The organism is Pseudonocardia alni (genome assembly GCF_002813375.1).
GTDB classification, from domain to species: Bacteria; Actinomycetota; Actinomycetes; order Mycobacteriales; family Pseudonocardiaceae; genus Pseudonocardia; species Pseudonocardia alni.
This window is the reverse complement of sequence record NZ_PHUJ01000003.1, coordinates 3351698-3368402: the sequence shown is the minus strand read 5'-3', so window position 1 is coordinate 3368402 and position 16705 is coordinate 3351698. Positions and strand designations below refer to the sequence as shown.

18 protein-coding genes are annotated in these 16705 nt (G+C 73.4%); 9 read left to right on the top strand and 9 right to left on the bottom strand.

Going from position 1 to position 16705, the window contains the following annotated elements:
- Window positions 1–20 precede the first annotated feature (20 nt).
- From ATL51_RS29900 to ATL51_RS16655, 5 genes are all read left to right on the top strand, one after another.
- Window positions 21–1769: a serine/threonine-protein kinase gene (locus tag ATL51_RS29900; RefSeq protein WP_392567374.1), complete on the top strand. Its 1749-nt coding sequence runs from the start codon at window positions 21–23 to the stop codon at window positions 1767–1769.
- Window positions 1766–3730: a Stk1 family PASTA domain-containing Ser/Thr kinase gene (gene pknB / locus ATL51_RS16670; protein ID WP_100879123.1), complete on the top strand. Its 1965-nt coding sequence runs from the start codon at window positions 1766–1768 to the stop codon at window positions 3728–3730. The genes ATL51_RS29900 and pknB overlap by 4 nt, the downstream gene beginning before the upstream one ends.
- Before the next feature lie 20 nt (window positions 3731–3750).
- On the top strand, window positions 3751–4386 hold the full coding sequence (locus tag ATL51_RS16665; RefSeq protein ID WP_100879122.1) for an aminodeoxychorismate/anthranilate synthase component II: 636 nt from the start codon (window positions 3751–3753) through the stop codon (window positions 4384–4386).
- Between the two features lie 205 nt (window positions 4387–4591).
- Entirely contained in the window at window positions 4592–4852 is a 261-nt protein-coding gene (crgA, locus tag ATL51_RS16660) for a cell division protein CrgA (RefSeq protein ID WP_100879121.1), read from the top strand.
- 101 nt (window positions 4853–4953) lie between these two features.
- Window positions 4954–5391: a PH domain-containing protein gene (locus ATL51_RS16655; protein WP_100879120.1), complete on the top strand. Its 438-nt coding sequence runs from the start codon at window positions 4954–4956 to the stop codon at window positions 5389–5391.
- Window positions 5392–5545: 154 nt separating this feature from the next.
- On the opposite strand, the gene ATL51_RS16650 is transcribed toward ATL51_RS16655, so the two are convergent.
- Window positions 5546–6658 (bottom strand): rhomboid family intramembrane serine protease, encoded by a 1113-nt coding sequence (locus ATL51_RS16650; RefSeq protein ID WP_301549055.1) that lies wholly within the window; start codon window positions 6656–6658, stop codon window positions 5546–5548.
- Window positions 6659–6695: 37 nt separating this feature from the next.
- Window positions 6696–7241, bottom strand: a complete 546-nt coding sequence (locus ATL51_RS16645) for a peptidylprolyl isomerase (RefSeq protein WP_062399093.1) — start codon at window positions 7239–7241, stop codon at window positions 6696–6698.
- Between the two features lie 43 nt (window positions 7242–7284).
- Here ATL51_RS16645 and ATL51_RS16640 point away from each other — a divergent pair, with 43 nt between their 5' ends.
- The gene (locus tag ATL51_RS16640) at window positions 7285–7689 is read left to right on the top strand and encodes a hypothetical protein (protein WP_073573733.1); all 405 of its coding nucleotides are present in this window, start codon (window positions 7285–7287) and stop codon (window positions 7687–7689) included.
- Between the two features lie 26 nt (window positions 7690–7715).
- On the opposite strand, the gene ATL51_RS16635 is transcribed toward ATL51_RS16640, so the two are convergent.
- Window positions 7716–8876 (bottom strand): alpha/beta hydrolase family protein, encoded by a 1161-nt coding sequence (locus ATL51_RS16635; protein ID WP_100879119.1) that lies wholly within the window; start codon window positions 8874–8876, stop codon window positions 7716–7718.
- A gap of 234 nt (window positions 8877–9110) precedes the next feature.
- Between ATL51_RS16635 and ATL51_RS28300 the strand changes: the two genes are divergently transcribed.
- The gene (locus ATL51_RS28300; protein ID WP_157818394.1) at window positions 9111–9662 is read left to right on the top strand and encodes a hypothetical protein; all 552 of its coding nucleotides are present in this window, start codon (window positions 9111–9113) and stop codon (window positions 9660–9662) included.
- A 98-nt stretch (window positions 9663–9760) separates the two neighbouring features.
- On the opposite strand, the gene ATL51_RS16625 is transcribed toward ATL51_RS28300, so the two are convergent.
- The 6 genes from ATL51_RS16625 to ATL51_RS16600 all read right to left on the bottom strand — a co-directional run bounded on the left by ATL51_RS16625 (window position 9761) and on the right by ATL51_RS16600 (window position 15194).
- Entirely contained in the window at window positions 9761–10321 is a 561-nt protein-coding gene (locus tag ATL51_RS16625; RefSeq protein ID WP_062399087.1) for a GNAT family N-acetyltransferase, read from the bottom strand.
- Between the two features lie 62 nt (window positions 10322–10383).
- Window positions 10384–11142 (bottom strand): dihydrofolate reductase family protein, encoded by a 759-nt coding sequence (locus ATL51_RS16620; protein ID WP_167410082.1) that lies wholly within the window; start codon window positions 11140–11142, stop codon window positions 10384–10386.
- Window positions 11143–11144: 2 nt separating this feature from the next.
- A complete protein-coding gene (gene folP / locus ATL51_RS16615; protein WP_083657976.1) occupies window positions 11145–12011 on the bottom strand; it encodes a dihydropteroate synthase in 867 nt (288 codons plus the stop codon).
- Window positions 12012–12098: 87 nt separating this feature from the next.
- A complete protein-coding gene (locus ATL51_RS16610) occupies window positions 12099–13100 on the bottom strand; it encodes an esterase/lipase family protein (RefSeq protein ID WP_100879117.1) in 1002 nt (333 codons plus the stop codon).
- 322 nt (window positions 13101–13422) lie between these two features.
- Entirely contained in the window at window positions 13423–14631 is a 1209-nt protein-coding gene (locus tag ATL51_RS16605) for an acyl-CoA dehydrogenase family protein (RefSeq protein ID WP_100879116.1), read from the bottom strand.
- Window positions 14632–14663: 32 nt separating this feature from the next.
- Entirely contained in the window at window positions 14664–15194 is a 531-nt protein-coding gene (locus tag ATL51_RS16600) for an SCP2 sterol-binding domain-containing protein (protein WP_062403970.1), read from the bottom strand.
- Window positions 15195–15292: 98 nt separating this feature from the next.
- On the opposite strand from ATL51_RS16600, the gene ATL51_RS16595 reads away from it, so the two are divergent.
- A complete protein-coding gene (locus ATL51_RS16595; protein WP_073573728.1) occupies window positions 15293–15898 on the top strand; it encodes a TetR/AcrR family transcriptional regulator in 606 nt (201 codons plus the stop codon).
- A 393-nt stretch (window positions 15899–16291) separates the two neighbouring features.
- Window positions 16292–16672 carry a hypothetical protein gene (locus tag ATL51_RS16590; protein ID WP_073573727.1) on the top strand — a complete coding sequence of 127 codons (381 nt, stop codon included), beginning with the start codon at window positions 16292–16294 and terminating at the stop codon, window positions 16670–16672.
- Window positions 16673–16705 lie beyond the last annotated feature (33 nt).

The window sequence follows — 16705 nt, the reverse complement described above, 5'->3', positions numbered from 1 at the left end:
CGCAGGTCCCCGGCGGCCCCGTGAGCGCCCTGTCGGCCGGGCAGCTGATCTCCGAGCGCTACCAGCTGGACCGGCGGATCGCGGTCGGCGGGATGGGCGAGGTCTGGGAGGCCTCGGACACCCGGCTCGGGCGCAGCGTCGCGGTGAAGGTCCTCAAGGCGGAGCTCTCCGACGACCCGGAGTTCCTGCACCGGTTCCGCATCGAGGCCCGCACCGTCGCCTCGCTCGACCACGCCGGGATCGCCGCCGTGCACGACTACGGCGAGGACGACAGCTCCACCGGCGGCGGGCGCACCGCTTACCTGGTGATGGAGCTCGTCCGGGGTGAGCCGCTGTCGTCGCGGATCGGGCGCGGGCCCATCCCCGCCGACGAGGCGCTCGACATCCTCGAGCAGGCGGGCCGGGCGCTGTTCGCCGCGCACGAGCGCGGGTTCGTCCACCGCGACGTCAAGCCCGGCAACATCCTGCTGCGCACCGACGGCGTCGTGAAGCTGACCGACTTCGGCATCGCCAAGGCCGCCGACGCCGTCCCGGTGACCCGGTCCGGGATGGTCATGGGCACCGCCCACTACATCGCTCCGGAGCAGGCCTCCGGCGAGGAGGCCGGGCCGTCGGGCGACGTCTACTCGCTCGGTATCGTCGGCTACGAGTGCCTGGCCGGGGTGCGGCCGTTCCGCGCCGAGAGCGCGGTCGCGGTCGCGATGATGCAGGTCCGCGACGACCCGCCGCCGCTGCCGGACGAGATCCCCGAGCGGGTGCGCGAGCTGGTCTCCTCGGTGCTGGTCAAGGACCCCGAGCAGCGCTACGCCGACGGCGCCGAGTTCGCCGACGCCGTCGCCGCGGTCCGGCGCGGGCACCGGCCGCCGCCGCCCGGCATCCCCGCCCCCGGCGGGTACGCACCCGACTTCCGCGGCGACGACGGCGCCGGCTCGCGACACGCCCTGCAGGGGACCGTGCAGGGGACCGGCGACGACGGCCCGTCGGCGGGCGGTAGCGACACCGCCGACCGCGGCCCGCGCACCGGTGGCCCCGGCCCCGACGGCGCCCGCCGCACCGGACCGGACCAGGGTGTGTCCCGCCCCGTCACCGGTCCCCCCGGTGGCGCGCCGGGCCGGCCGCAGGGCCCGCGCACCCCGGGCGGCACGCCGTCCTGGTCCGGGCCGGTCCCGGTGCCCCCGGGCTCGCCGCCCTACGGTGCCCCGCTGCGGCCGCCGCACACCGGGCCGCACAGCGGCGGTCTCCCGGGGGGCCGTCGTCCGGGCGGGCCGCCCACCGGCACCGGGGTCCCGGGGCAGCAGCGTTCGGCGCCGACGCGTCCGCCGGTGCGCCGCAACGCCTCCGCCGACCGGATGCCCGAGCAGCATCCGTCCGGCCCGCTCGACCTGGGCCCGAAGCGTTCCGGACGGGCGAAGGCGTGGCTGGCCGCCCTGTTCGTGATCCTGACCCTCGCCGCCGTCCTGCTCGCGGTGATGATCTTGAAGGGCCTCTCGCCCGACGACATGCGGCCCGGGTCGCTCGGCGTCGCGCCCGGTACCGTGGCGACCGCGGCCGGCCCCTCGGCCGGGTCCACGGGACCGGCGGTCCCGGCGGAGCCGTTCGCCGTCCCCCGTGCCCAAGATCGACCGGAGGTGCCCGGTGATGTCCCGGTGATCCCACCGAACGGTCGCTCCGGCGCACATGTCGCCCGTACGGGACCGACCGTGAGCGCCGACCGGCATGATGAGCACGCCTCCGACGGACTCGATGAGTACGGGAATCTGAACCGATGACGACACCACGACTGCTCTCCGAGCGCTACGAGCTGGGCGACCCGCTCGGCTACGGCGGCATGTCCGAGGTCCACCGCGGCCTCGACACCCGGCTCGGCCGGGACGTGGCGGTCAAGGTGCTGCGCGCCGACCTGGCCCGCGACCCCCAGTTCCAGCTGCGCTTCCGCCGCGAGGCGCAGAACTCGGCGTCGCTGAACCACCCGGCGATCGTCGCGGTGTACGACACCGGCGAGGTCGAGTCCGAGTTCGGGCCGCTGCCCTACATCGTCATGGAGTTCGTCGACGGGCAGACGCTGCGCGAGATCGTCAAGACGACCGGTCCGATGACCCAGCAGCGGGTCGTCGAGGTGATGGCCGACGTCTGCGCCGCGCTCGACTTCTCGCACCGGCACAACATCATCCACCGCGACGTGAAGCCCGCGAACGTGATGATCAACGGCGTCGGCGCGGTCAAGGTCATGGACTTCGGCATCGCCCGTGCGCTGGGCGAGGGCCAGAACGTCACCCAGACCGCCGCCGTCATCGGCACGGCGCAGTACCTGTCGCCCGAGCAGGCGCGCGGCGAGGCCGTGGACGCCCGCTCGGACGTCTACGCCGCGGGCTGTGTGCTGTTCGAGCTCCTGACCGGCGAGCCGCCGTTCACCGGGGACACCCCGGTCGCGGTCGCCTACCAGCACGTGCGGGAGGACCCCCGGTCCCCGTCCGAGCTCAACCCGTCGGTGCCCCCGGCGCTCGACGCGGTGGTGCTCAAGGCGCTCAGCAAGAACCCGGCCAACCGCTACCAGTCGGCCGCCGAGATGCGGGCGGACCTGGTCCGCGTGCGCAACGGCGAGCCCGTACACGCGCCGCTGGTCATGAGCGAGCACGAGCGCACGCACATGATGGCCCACGACGGCGCGACCCAGGCCATGGCGACGCGCCGGCTCGACGCGGGCGGCCCGCCCACCGGCCGGCACACGATGCCGCCGCACCACCCCGACTACGCCGACGACGAGGGCCGCGGGGGGCGGCGCAAGGCCCTCCTGTGGGTCGCCGCGCTCGCGGTCATCGGCCTGCTCGGCTTCGTCGGCTTCCAGCTGTTCTCCTCCTCGGGCCCGGACCAGGTGTCGGTGCCCGACGTGCTCGGCCAGTCCCCGGACCAGGCACGACAGACCATCACCCAGGCCGGGCTGCTGTTCTCCCAGCAGGACCAGCCGTCGGACGTCGCCCAGGTCGGCAAGGTCGTACGGACCGACCCCGGCGGTGGCAACCAGGTCGCCGAGAACAGCCGGGTGACGGTCTACGTCGGCAGCGGGCCAGCGCAGGTCACGGTGCCGAGCGTGGAGGGCCTGTCCCCGGACGAGGCCGAGGCCAAGCTCCGGGAGGCCGGCCTGCAGGTCGGCGGCCGCACCGAACGCGACACGAGTGACTCAGGCCAGGTCGGCAAGGTCATCACCTCCGACCCGGGGCCGGGCCAGCAGGTCTCGGGCAACACCGCGGTGTCGCTGGTGGTGGGTCGCAAGCAGCAGACCGTCGCCGTGCCGGACGTGGCGGGCCAGTCGGCCGACGCCGCCCGGGCGACTCTGCAGAACGCCGGCTTCCAGTCGATCTCCACGACCGAGGTCGACAGCAGCGGTTCGGCGGGCCAGGCGGTCGGCACGAACCCGTCGGCCGGGACCCGGGTCGCACCCGACCAGACCATCACGATCCAGATCAGCCGTGGGAACCAGAACCAGGTGCCCAACGTCGTCGGCCAGCGCGTCGACAGCGCGATCAGCACACTGCAGGAGGCGGGGCTGAGCCCGTCGATCCGCCAGGTCGACGTCTCGGACTCCTCGCAGAACGGCGTCGTGCTGCAGCAGAGCCCGTCCGGCGGGTCCGAGGCCTCGAGCGGCCAGACCGTCACCCTCACCGTCGGCAGCTACTCCGGTGACAGCAGCAGCGACGGTGAGAACGGCAGCAACGGCTTCCCGTTCAACTGACGATTTTCCCGGGAGGGACCGTGCGCGTACTCGTCGTCGACAACTACGACAGCTTCGTCTACAACCTGGTCCAGTACCTGGCCCAGCTCGGTGCCGACCCGGTGGTCCGGCGCAACGACGAGGTCGAGCTCGACGAGCTCGACGAGGTCGGTGCCGTCCTGGTCAGCCCCGGTCCGGGGACCCCGGAGCGGGCCGGTCGCAGCGTCGAGGTCATCCGCCACGCCGCGGAGCGCGGCACTCCCCTGCTGGGCGTGTGCCTCGGCCATCAGGCGCTGGCCACCGCCTGGGGCGGGGTCGTGGAGCGCGCCCCCGAGCTGCTGCACGGCAAGACCTCGGAGGTCTTCCACGACGACACCGGCGTGCTCACCGGGCTGCCGTCGCCGTTCACGGCCACCCGCTACCACTCGCTGACGATCGCGCCCGACGGTCTGCCGTCGGAGCTGGAGGCGACCGGACACACCGAGACCGGCCTGATCATGTCCGTGCGGCACCGGGAGCTCCCGATCTCCGGCGTGCAGTTCCACCCGGAGTCCGTGCTGACCGAGGGCGGGCACCGGATGCTGGCGAACTGGCTGCGCCAGGCCGGCTACGACGTGCCGGAGGACCTGGTCGTACGGCTGTCCGACGAGATGGCCGGACTGGTCGCCGGGGTCTGATCCCCGCCCCGCACCACCCGACGTCCCCGTGACGTGTGACGCCTGTGTCGCCGGTATGACCCGGACGGCGAGGCGGTCGCGCTACCGTGGTGGCGGATCTGTCCGGGTCGCCACGTTCCCCGACCACGGTGCCCCGTCGCAGGTCCCGCCCCCGGCCGGCGCACCGGCCGGACCCGTGTCCGACTCCGACAGGCGATGAGGTCAGATGCCGAAGTCGAAGGTCCGCAAGAAGGCGGCCTACACCCCGCCCCCGGTCAGCCGCACCCCGCAGAAGGTCGCGGGACCGACACACCCGGCCTACATCGCCGTCATGGTCGCGATGTGGATCCTCGGCCTGGCCTGGCTTGTGATCAACTATCTGGCCGGGCCGTCCATCCCGTTCATGCTGGCGCTGAACAACTGGAACTTCATCATCGGATTCTCACTCATCGTGATCGGCCTGCTGATGACGATGCGGTGGCGCTGAGCAGCGGAAATACACGGATGTGAGTTGTCCACCATGTGGATGGGGCCTGTGGACAACTTCACATGACCACACAGGGTGATCGCCTTCGGTGGTCGACACCGGTGGGCGCGGTCGTCGTGCTCTGGGTGCTGGCGGTCGCCGCGACCGGCTGGTCGGTCGCGGTGCTCGTGTCCGGCGCGGACGCGGCGGGCGCGGTGGTCGCGGGCGTCGCGGCGCTCGGTCTCACCCTGGCCGCGGCATCGGGGACCCGTGCCCGGCCCCGGCTGGAGGCCGGCCCCGAGGGGCTGACCGTCCGCAGGCTGACCTGGACCCGGCACGTGCCCTGGGGGCGGGTGGACGATCTGCGGCTGCTGCGGACCCGCAGGCTGGGTCGCCAGTCGGTGCTGCTGGAACTGGAGCTGCGCGACGTCGACGACCGCGAGCGGCTCGTGATCCTCGGCCGGGCCGAGCTGGGCGCGGACCCGGTGGATGTGTTCGACGACCTCGCCGCCCTGCGCCCGGGCCACCGCCCCGGCGACCCGGGCCCGCCCGGGCTCTGATCCGCCACCCGCACCTCGGCGAGCACCGGATCGGCCACCGACGGCCCGGGTCGGCGGGCAGCCGCCGACATGCACCTCCGGGTCGTCCTGGCTCGGCGTCGAGAACCCCGAGCTGCATCTCGGCGCACGGGCCCGCGGTCCGGCCCGGCCTGCCTCAGACGCCGGCGGCCGCGAGCAGGCCCGCGGCGCGCACCCCGATCAGTACCAGCGCCAGCACGGCCAGCCCGGAGACCGCCAGCAACTGGGTCCGCCTGCGCTGCGGGGATCCCGTCCCGAGGTGAACCAGCGCAGCGGTGACCGCGGCGCCGAAGACGAGCCCGCCGAGGTGCCCCTGCCAGGAGATCCCCTGGATGCTGAGGCTGATCACGGCGTTGATCGCGATGACGGCGACGACCTGCCCGGTCGGCAGCTTCAGCCGCCGCAGCAGGACGAACAGTGCCCCCATCAGCCCGAACACCGCACCGGAGGCGCCCGCGGTCGCCCCGACCGGGGAGCTGAAGAGCATGACCGCGGCCGCACCGCCGAGCATGGACACGCCGTACACGGCGACGAACCGGGCCCGGCCCAGGACCGTCTCGACCTCACGGCCGATGATCCACAGGGCGTACATGTTGAACGCCAGGTGCAGCGGGCCGATGTGCAGGAAGCCCGAGGTGATGATCCGCCAGTACTCGCCGTCGGCGACCAGGAGCGGGACGAGCCCCCCGGCGTCGAACAGCGGCGAGCGGAAGTTGGACATCACGCTGCCCGCCGTGACCGCGGTGAGCACGTAGACCACCACGTTGGCGACGATCAGACCGGGGACGATCACCGGCTTCCCGGTGCGGCTCGCACCGGCGACGTTGCGCCGGCGCGGGGTCGTCCGCGCGCCCTCGGCGAGACAGTCCACGCAGTGCTGGCCGACCGGGGCCGGCCGCAGGCAGTCGGGGCAGGCGGGCCGGTCGCAGCGCGAGCAGGCCAGCCCGGTGGGCCGGTCGGGGTGCCGGACGCAGACCGCGCCGGCCCCGGACCCGGCCCCCGGGACCCCACCGGGCGGGCGACCACCGTGCGGGATGCCGTGCGTGGCGCCGCCGTCCGCGGCTCCGCCGTACGGCGCGCCGGGACCGGCCCAGGGCGGACCGCCCGGCGCGCCCGGCGGCGGCCACTGGGGCTGCGGGTAGCCGGGCGGCGCCGGGTAGTACGGCGTGCCCGCGGGGCCGGGGGAACCCGGCCCGCCCTCGGGCTCGCCGGGTGTCCCGGATCCGCTGTCGTCGGGTCGTCCGTTCACCACGGCCCGTCCACTCGGTGGTCGGAGACCTGCGGGGTCAGGACCGCTCGATCTCGATCTTCTCGATGACCACGTCGGTCAGCGGCCGGTCGGCCTGGCCGGTGGTGGTCTGGGCGATGGCGTCCACGACGGCCCGCGACTCGGCGTCGGCGACCTCACCGAAGATGGTGTGGCGCCGGTTCAGGTGCGGGGTGTTGCCCACCGTGATGAAGAACTGCGAGCCGTTGGTGCCCGGCCCGGCGTTGGCCATGGCCAGCAGGTAGGGCTTGTCGAACTTGAGGTCCGGGTGGAACTCGTCGCCGAACTGGTAGCCCGGGCCACCGCGACCGGTACCGGTCGGGTCGCCGCCCTGGATCATGAAGCCGCTGATCACCCGGTGGAAGATCGAACCGTCGTAGAACGGTCCGGAGTCGCCGCCGCTCGCGTTCGGGCCCGTGTAGTCCTTGCTGCCCTCCGCGAGGCCGACGAAGTTCGCGACCGTCTTCGGCGCGTGGTCGCCGAACAGCACGACGCGGACGACGCCCTCGGAGGTGTGCAGGACGGCCGTCGTGTTGGCGTTTCCTGGTTCCGTCACGGCTACCATCGTGCCAGTAAGCAGCCGCATCCGTGGGAAGCAGGTCCGGAACATGAGTGCCGAGAGGACGCGGGCCCGTGCCCGCAAGGATGCCGCCGAGGCCGTGCACACCTTCGCCGACGCCGGCCGGATCGCCGGTGGCGCGGTCGCCGACGCCGTGGCGGGAGGGGTCTCGTCCCGCCTGTCCGGCCTGTCCGACGTGGTGTCCGGCTCGGTGCACGACGCCCGCCACGCGCTGGCCGAGGTGGTCGAGCCGACCCCGGCGCGGGTGCGCCGGGCCCCGTGGATCGTGGCCGTCCTGCTGCTGACCGCGGCCGCGGTGTGGGGCTGGGCGACGGTCCTGCAGCGCGAGCGCGAGGTGGACCCGGGGACCCCGGTGCCGACGACCCCGCCGACCGACGACCAGATCCACGGCAAGCCGATCGGCCAGGGCCGGTCGCAGGCGAGCGGTCACTGACCCACGGCCGTCCCGGAGCGGACGGGTCAGGCCGGGCGCAGGGTTCGCAGGAAGCCGGTCACGGCGGCCTCGTAGCCGTCGGGATCGGCGTTCCAGCTGCCGGTGTGCTCGGTGCCGGAGAACTCCCGGTAGGTGACCGGCCAGCGGTGCCCGGGGGCGGTCGCGGCCAGGTCCCGGCTCAGCGTGACCGGCACGGCGGTGTCGGCGTCGCTGTGCAGGACGAGCGTCGGCGGGCGGACCGCGGGCGGGCGCCGGACCAGGTCGAACCGGTCGAGGTCGATCCCGATCCGGCGCGCGGTGAACCGGGCCGCGACCCCGGCGAGGGTCGGCGGGAGACCGCGGTTGCGGGCCTGCCTGCGCAGCGTGCGACGCCAGTCGAGCAGCGGTGCGTCCCAGACCACGGCGTCGACGAGGTCGGCGTGCGGGGACCGGTCGAGGAACGCCCCGCCCACCGCGGCCCCCATCGACCAGCCGACCAGCACCAGCCGGCGCGCACCGTGGACCAGGGCGTAGGCCGCGGCGGCGTCGATGTCGCGCCACTCGGTGTCGCCGAGGTGCGAACGCCCATCCGGTGACTCCGGGGCGGTCCCGTCCCCGCGGTAGCTGACGACGAGCTGGGTCAGCCCGGCCGCGTGCAGCGCGGGCAGGATCCGCAGTGCCTCGCGCCGGGTCCCGCCTCGGCCGTGCACGCACAGCGCCCAGGTGTCCGGGTCACCGCCGTCCGGGGCGGGGATGCGCCAGGCCGGGGCGAGGCCGAGGTCGGTGGGCACCCGGACGTCGTCGAAGGGCAGCCCGCGGGCGGACGGGTCCGGGTCGAACGGGCCGGCGTCGAGCACCGCGGGGCCGGTCGCCGGGACCGGGCCGGCGCGCAGCTCCCGGACGACGGTGCGGCGCCCGCGGTCCAGCACCGGACCGACGACGGCGAGTCCGGCCGGGCCTCGCAGCCCCCAGACACCCGGCTGTGCGGACAGCCTGGTCCGCGCCAGCTCGACGGTGCCGTCCCCGGCGGTGACGACCCGCTCGGGCAGTCCCGGGTGCGGCGACGGGTGCAGCAGGATCGTCGAGTAGTGCCAGCCGATCGCGGCCGCGGCGGCGCCGCCCGCCCCGCCCAGGGCCCCGGCCAGCGCTCCCGCGACGGGCGCCGAACGACGGACGGAGTGGCGGACGGAGGAGCTCGGCGCGCGCACAGACTCATCCTGCTCCCCCGCGTACGTGTGCCGCGAGTGGACCACCTGATGCCTGTTGGAGTGACGAGAAGGGGCCGTACGTGCGAGCCCCCTCTCAGGTTGCCACTCGTACGAGTGAAGATCGCCGCCGAGTGACTGCGGAACGCAACCGACCGATGGGGGTCTCGTTGTCCCCCGGCGAGGGTCGTCCGTCGGCCCTCCGCTCCCCCGCTCCCCCTTTGGAAGGACGTGCGCATGACTCCGCTCGCCCGTACCGCCCTGCGGCTGTCCCTCGCCGGCGCCGGCATCGCCGCGCTCGGCGCCGGCGTCGTCGGCCAGGCCTCGGCCGCCGAACTGCCCGAGGCACCCGACGCCCCGGACACCTCCGCCCTGCCGTCCTACGAGGACGGCACCCTGTCGAACGACGCGAACAGCGTCTCCTTCGGTGAGCTGCAGACCCCGCACGGCGAGACCTCCGGTCTGCCGGAGCTGCCGTCGGCCGACTCGCTCCCCGGCCTGCCGAGCACCGACGCGCTCCCCTCGGCCGACTCCCTGCCGAGCACCGACGCGCTCCCCTCCGCGGACTCGCTGCCGGGCGCGGAGGACCTCTCCACCGCCTCGCTGCAGTCCGCGGACGCGCCCGAGGTCCCCTCCGCTCCGGACGCGCCCGAGCTCCCCTCGGCCGACGACGCTCCCGAGCTCCCCTCCGCGGACGACGTCGACCTCCCGTCGGCCGACGACGCCGGCGCGCTGCCCGTGTTCGAGGTCCCGGGCGTGATGTACATCGAGGCTCCGACCGTCTCCTGACGGCGGACCGACGAGCGCCGGACCCCCGACCGGCGCTCGCGACGTCGCCCGTCCGGTGTCCCCACGACCGGGGCACCGGACGGCCGACGCGAACGGGGTCAGGGCCGGCCGTGCCGCGGACGCGGCGGCGGCGCGGGCACCACCGGCGCGCGGACGAGGAGCTCGTAGCGATCGAAGGACCCCTCGTCGTCGACGACGTGGCGCAGGAATCGGAACCCGGCCCGTCGCGCGACCCCGACCGATGCGGTGTTCTGCGGGTCGACGTCGATCGAGATCCATCGCACGTCACCCCGTTCGCCCAGGTAGCGGGCGGCGAGCCGGACCGCGCGCGTCGCGAGGCCGCGACGGCGGTACGCCGCGTAGACGCCGTAGGACAGACCGGCCCGGTCCCCCGCGGGATCCAGGTCGACGTCGATCGTCCCGGCGAGGACGGCGCCGCCGTCGACCCGGATGCCGAAGCTCAGCTTCGGCCCGTCGTCGGCCCAGCGTTCGATCGCGCGGCGGACGTGGGCGCGGGCGGTCGCCGGGGTCGCGGGTGCGCCACCGAGCCAGCGGACGATCTCGGCGTCCTCACCCGCGAGGTGGGCCGTCACGTCGTCCCAGCCGAGCGGACTGAGGACGACGACGCCGTCCGCCAGCATGTTCGAGGGACGCGACACGGCACCATCCTGCCCCAGACGTCGCCGTGCGTGATCGGGACCTCCCCCTCCGGGGTTCCCCGTCAGGACGACGGCGCCTCGCGCACCCGGTAGCGCATGAGGAGCGTGTCGTCCCCCGTGACGACGCTGACGAGCTCGAGACGCGCGGGGTCCATGCCCGCGCCGCGGGCGATCCGGCCTGCCTCGCCGGAGACCAGGAACGGCGCGAGGGTCAGCCGCAGCTCGTCGACCAGGCCCGCCTCGGCCAGGCTGCCGAACAGCGCGGGTCCGCCCATGCAGTTGATCCGGCGCAGCCCGCGCTCCCCCAGCGCGGCGACGGCGACGGCGAGGTCGACCGACTCGTCGCCGGTGAGCACGACCTCGGCGCCGGCATCGGCCCACCGGCCGCGCAGGTCCGCCGGGACCGACTCGCAGGTGAGCACGATCGTGGGGACCACGGTGTCGGTCAGCACCGGCGCCGACGGGTCGAGCGACTTCCCCGACGAGGTGACGACCGCCGTCGACGGCAGCTCCGACAGCCCGAAGCGGCGGCGCCGGTCGTCCATCCGGTCGTTGTGCTTGACGCCGGTGAACCCCTCGGCGGTGGCCGTCCCGGCCGCGACGAGCACAACGTCGGCGAGGTCGGTCCCCAGGTCCAGCACCGCGCGGTCGGGCGGGGTGGACAGCCCGGCCGAGCTGCCCTCGACCTCGACGGCGCCGTCGGCGCTGGACACGAAGTTGACCGACAGCCGGAGGCGGTCGTCCGGGTAGGCGTAGAGCCCTTCGAGCTGCTCGGTCGACAGCGGTCCGGCGTCGGCCGCCGGGAAGATCTGGTGGATCATGCTCACGCGAGCAGTCTCACCGCCCGCGACGGGTTCCGCTCGCCACGGACGGTGGCGACCATCTCGCAGGTCTCGCGGGTGGCCCGGGCCTGGTGGGCGCGCACCATGGCGACGCCGCGGTCCGCGGCCAGCGCCGTCGCGGCGAGGGTGCCGGTCAGCCGCTCCTCCAGCGGCACGGCCAGGGACTCACCGACGACGGTCTTGTTCGACATCGCCAGCAGCACCGGCCAGCCGGTCGCGACCATCTCGTCGATGCCGCGCAGGACCTGGAGGCTGTGCAGCGTGTTCTTGGAGAAGTCGATCGCCGGGTCGATGAGGATCCCCCCGGCGGGCACGCCCGCGGCGACGGCCTTCTCGGCGAGCGCGACGGTCTGGTCGATGACGCTGCGGAGCACGTCGGCGTAGCGGGGCCGGTGCGGCTCGGTGCGCGGGGTGACGTGGTCGGTGTGGGCGCTGACGTAGCCGGCGCCGTACCGGGCGGCGACGTCGAGGATCGCCCCGTCGGCGGCGGCCCAGTTGTCGTTGACCAGGTCGGCCCCGGCGGCGCAGACGGCGTCGGCGGGCCCGGCGCGGAAGGTGTCGACCGAGATCGCGACGTCGGGGAACGTGTGGCGCGCCCACTCCACGGTCGGCACGACCCGGTCGATCTCCTCCTGCTCGGTGACCTCGGTGCCCGGACTGGCCGGGACGCCGCCGATGTCGATGACGTCGGCACCCTCCCGGACGACCGCGGTGATCCGGTCCCGGGCGGCCTGCTCGGCGAAGGTGACGCCGTGGTCGTAGAACGAGTCGGGGGTCCGGTTCACGATCGCCATGACCATCGCCCGGTCCCGGTTCCAGGTACGTCCACGGAACGTCACGCTCGGCACGTGGTCTCCTCACAGCACGGTCCGGGCCCGCTGCAGGACCCGGTGGGATCCCCATCCTCCCCGGGCCCCCGCGGGCACGCCCACCGGTCACCCGCGGGCGTAGTCCCGCAGGGGCGGCTCGACGGCCACCCGCGGCTCGGTCGCGATGCTGGTCGCGACCTGCCCCAGCAGCCGCACCTCGTTCGCCGGGAGCTGCGTCCGGTCGACGGCGGGCATGACGTCGGCCAGGCAGACGGCGCGGTCGATCCGGCCCGCGTCGGCGGGGCCGTCGTGGTGCAGCGCGTCGGCGACGACGGCGTACCCGACCGGGTCGGTGCTGCCCATGGTCAGGTGCTCGGCGACGTGCACCGGGCAGAGCGACTGGACGGGGATGTTCGCGATCCGGCCCGCGCCGTCGCGACGCAGCTCCGAGCTCGCCGCGGGCGGCAGGTTCGGGACCACGACCTCGTCGGTCACGGTGTAGACGACGGTGTAGTCGATCCCGGCGAACGTCTCCGGCCCGTCGTTGAGTGCGGCGAGGAGCCGGGAGCCGGTCTGCTGCTGCCAGAACGCGGGGACACAGCCGGGTCCGCAGACCGGGTAGGCGTCGAGCGTGCCGTGGTTCGACGGGTCGATCCCGATCATGTCGGTGACCATGCCGCGGGTGTCCGGCCAGTACTTCAGCGCCCAGCGCGGGACCATGCCGCCCTGGCTGAACCCGACGACGGAGATCGGGCCGCCGGCCTCGTCGTGCATGGTGCGGATCGCGTGGACGACGTGCTCGGCCGCGACCTGGATGTCCCCGGTCGCGTGCGCGGGCAGCTGCACGAGGCAGTGGGCCCGGCCCTCCTGCGCGAAGGCGCGCGCGTAGTTCCAGTCGAAGTTGACGTCGGGGTCCAGCGTCGTCCCCGGCACCAGCAGGACCGGGGCGCCCGCGGAGCGGGCGAGGTCGCCGTGGCAGGTGAGGCTCTCGTCCAGGCCGGGCGCGGTGAGCGCGGGCCCGGGGTCGGCGGCGCGCTCCGGGGAGGCCGCCGCCACCCCCGCGACGCCGGTCAGGCAGGCCGCGGTGACGGCCAGCGCGAGCAGGGTGGACCTCGTCGTCCGTGCCATGTCTTCCCCCGTTGTCGATCTTCCTGATCGGTGAACGAGGGCGGCGGCCTGCGGTGACGCGTTCTCGTCGGTCCGACGACGACCGGGTGCGCCTCGGACGGACGGAACGCGGTGCCGGTGGTCACCGGATCCCGCGCCAGGTCGGTGTCGTCGGCACAACCGGAACCTGGGAACCAGGTCTCGCCCCGGCGCGGAACCCGGACGGGTGACAGCACTGCCGGGCGGTCGGCCGTCCCGCTGTGGGCGGTCGGGCCTCCGGCCGCGGTACGACCCGCCGGGCGGGACCGGTCCGCCGACCGTCGCAGCCGACCGGCCGCCGGGGTCACGCCAGGTGCTTCCCGGAGATCGCGCGGGCGATGACGAGCTGCTGGATCTGCTCGGTGCCCTCGAAGATGTCGTAGATCTTCGAGTCGCGGTGCATCCGCTCCACCGGGTGCTCGCGCGAGTAGCCCGCACCGCCGAGGATCTGGATGGCGCGCTCGGTGGCCCACACGGCGACCCGGCCGGCCTTGAGCTTGGACATCGACCCCTCGCCCGCGGTGAACGGGACGTTGTTGCGGCCCATCCACGCGGCCCGGTGCACGAGCAGCCGGGCGGCGTCGATCTCGGTCTTCATGTCCGCGAGCATGAACGAGATCGACTGGTTCGCGATGATCGGACGGCCGAAGGCGACGCGGTCCTTGGCGTACTCCAGCGCGTACTCGTAGGCGGCGCGGGCGATGCCGATCGCCTGCGAGCCGACCGTCGGGCGGGACAGCTCGAAGGTCTGCATCGCGGCCGAGCCCTTCGACTTCTCCCCCGACCGGGCGCGGGCGAGCCGCTCGTCGAGCTTCTCCTTGCCGCCGAGCAGGCAGGAGCCGGGGAGCTTCACGTCGTCGAGGAACACGTCCGCGGTGTGCGACGCGCGCAGACCCATCTTCTTGATCTTGCGGGTGGACTCCAGGCCGGGGGTGTTCGGCGGGACGACGAACGCGGCCTGCCCCTTGCTTCCCAGGCCTGCGTCGACGACGGCCTGCACCACGTGGATGTTCGCGATGCCGCCGTTGGTGGCCCAGGCCTTCTGACCGGTCAGGGTCCACTCGTCCTTCGCCTCGTCGTAGACGGCGCGGGTGCGCATCGCCGAGACGTCGGAGCCGGCCTCGGGCTCGGACGAGCAGAACGCGCCGACCTGCGGCTCGGAGGCATCGCCGTAGCACTGCGGGATGAACTCGACCATCTGCTCGGGCGTGCCGGAGGCGAAGATGCCGGCCACCGCGAGGGTGGTGCCGAAGATCGCCATGCCGATGCCGCCGTCGCCCCAGAAGAGCTCCTCGTTGACCAGCGGCATGGACAGCCCGGTCTCGTCACCCCAGAAGGAGGCGAGGGTCTCGAAGTTGTAGAGCTCGATCTTCGCGGCCTCCTGCAGGATCGGCCACGGGGTCTCCTCGCGCTCGTCCCACTCGGCGGCGGCCGGACGTACGACGTCGGCGGCGAAGCCGTGCACCCACTCCTGCAGCTCGCGGTGCTCCTCGGACAGTTCGAAGGAAGTCATCTCAGCTCTCCGCTGGTCGGTCGCGGTTCTCGTCAGGCAGACGGGATCTGGAACATCTTCTGCAGGGCGGTCGCGAAGCCGACGTCGCCGGAGACCTTGAGCTTGCGCGTCATGAACAGGGTCACCGGGTTGGCGTTGTTCGTGGCGACCTTCAGGAACTCGGTGCCCGGCATGGTCAGCGCGGTCCGGGCGTCCTCGTCGGTGCCCTCGGTGACGGTGCAGGTCCCGTTCTGCAGCACGGTCTGGAAGCTGTCGGTCGTCGAGCCGTCCTTGATGTGCCAGTGCACGACCTGCCGGTTCCCGGAGGCACCCTTCGACGAGTAGAACTCGCTCATCCGGCCGAAGATCGCCTCCAGCACCGGCCGGCGGACCTCGGACGACATCACGGTCGCCAGCTGCTGCTTCGACGCGGTCTTGACCAGGCGGGCGAACAGCGACGGGTCGACGTCCTTCGCGTTCCCGTCACGCAGGGCCGTGCCGAGGGTGGAGATCAGCTGCTCGTCGGACAGGGACTTCGGGTCGACGCTGCGACCCAGCTCGTTGATGTCGACCGTGTCGGCCATCGCTCGCTCCACCTCGCCGTGGTTCACACAAGTGTCCGGTACTCACCGTACCGGCTCGGACGGGGCGTACTTTACGCAGCAGTAGCTAAGCTGTCGAGATGGCACCCCCACCCCGCCGCAGGCTCCCGCCCGCACAGCGCGAGAAGCAGGTCCTCGACGCGGCGGTGCGCGTGTTCTCCCGGGACGGGTTCCACGACGCGTCGATGGACGCCGTCGCCGACGAGGCGGGGCTGTCGAAGCCGATGGTCTACACGCACGGCGGGGGTTCGAAGGAGGAGCTGCTGCGGCGGTGCATCCGCCGCGAGTCCGACCGGCTGCTGGAGTCGGTCTCCGGCGCCGCCGCCGGGGCACCGTCCGACGCCGAGATGCGCCTGCACCGCGGCCTCCGGGCGTTCTTCGCCAGCGTGACCACCCACCGCGACGGCTGGTCGGTGCTCTACCGCCAGGCCCGCACCGGGGCACTCGCGGGCGAGGTGCACGCGGCGCGCACCCGCATCGTCGACCGGGTGGCACAGCTGCTGGCCGCCGAGCTGGTCGTCCCCGAGGGGATCGACCCGGCGACGGTCACCACCCCGATCGCGGCGGCGCTGGCGGGTGCAGCCGAGGGTCTGGCCGACTGGGCCGGCGACGGCGGGGACCCCGACGACCTCGCCTCGACGCTGATGGCGCTGGTGTGGCCGGGGCTGGCACTGCTGCGCTCGTAATTCCTTCCACCAGGAAATCGATCATCGTGCAATTGATCACCGGGTCACGGTCATCACCACACAAGAGAGAAATCGGACCGTAACCCCGCCGTGTCCGCGTGCAACGGAATTCACGCGCGTTGTTCGCAGGGCAGACACGAGTCGGATGTCACTCGAAGGGGTGATATCGCGGATTCAACGTTCCAGCAGCTCAGAGCCAAGTTCGTCGACTAGCCGAGAGACCCGGATCGCTACGTGCGACACATCGTCAACGGTTCACCGAGACGGGTGTCGATGACGTCACCCGGTGTCGGCGCGCATTCCGGGAGAACGCCGGTTATCTTTCTCCGCAGTACGTCCCCCGAATTCCGGGGCGTGCAGTCGACAGCAGTGAACATGAAGGGAACGCATTCCATGCGTCAGTCCGTGCGTACTCTGGCCGCCACCGCCATCGCCGTCCCGATGACCCTCGGTGCGGCCGGGATGGCCTTCGCCGACGACACCGTCGAGCAGGGCCAGGCTTCCGAGGCCACCGCATCGTCCGAGCAGGGTGCCGCCACCGAGCAGGGCAACAGCTCGTTCGCCCCGGTCACCCAGGCGAACCCGGCGCTGAACGTGAGCGACGTCCTCGGCCTGAGCGACTTCGCCAACGAGGACTACGACGGCGGTGAGGGGTCCGGGCAGCAGATCGTCCAGGACAACTCGATCGACTCGTCGAACGAGCAGGGCAACAAGGCCTCCACCGAGCAGGCCCAGAAGACAGTCGTCGAGCAGATCGCCGGCCTCGCGGGCTGATCCGCCGCCGTCCCCGGCCGCCGGGGCACGACC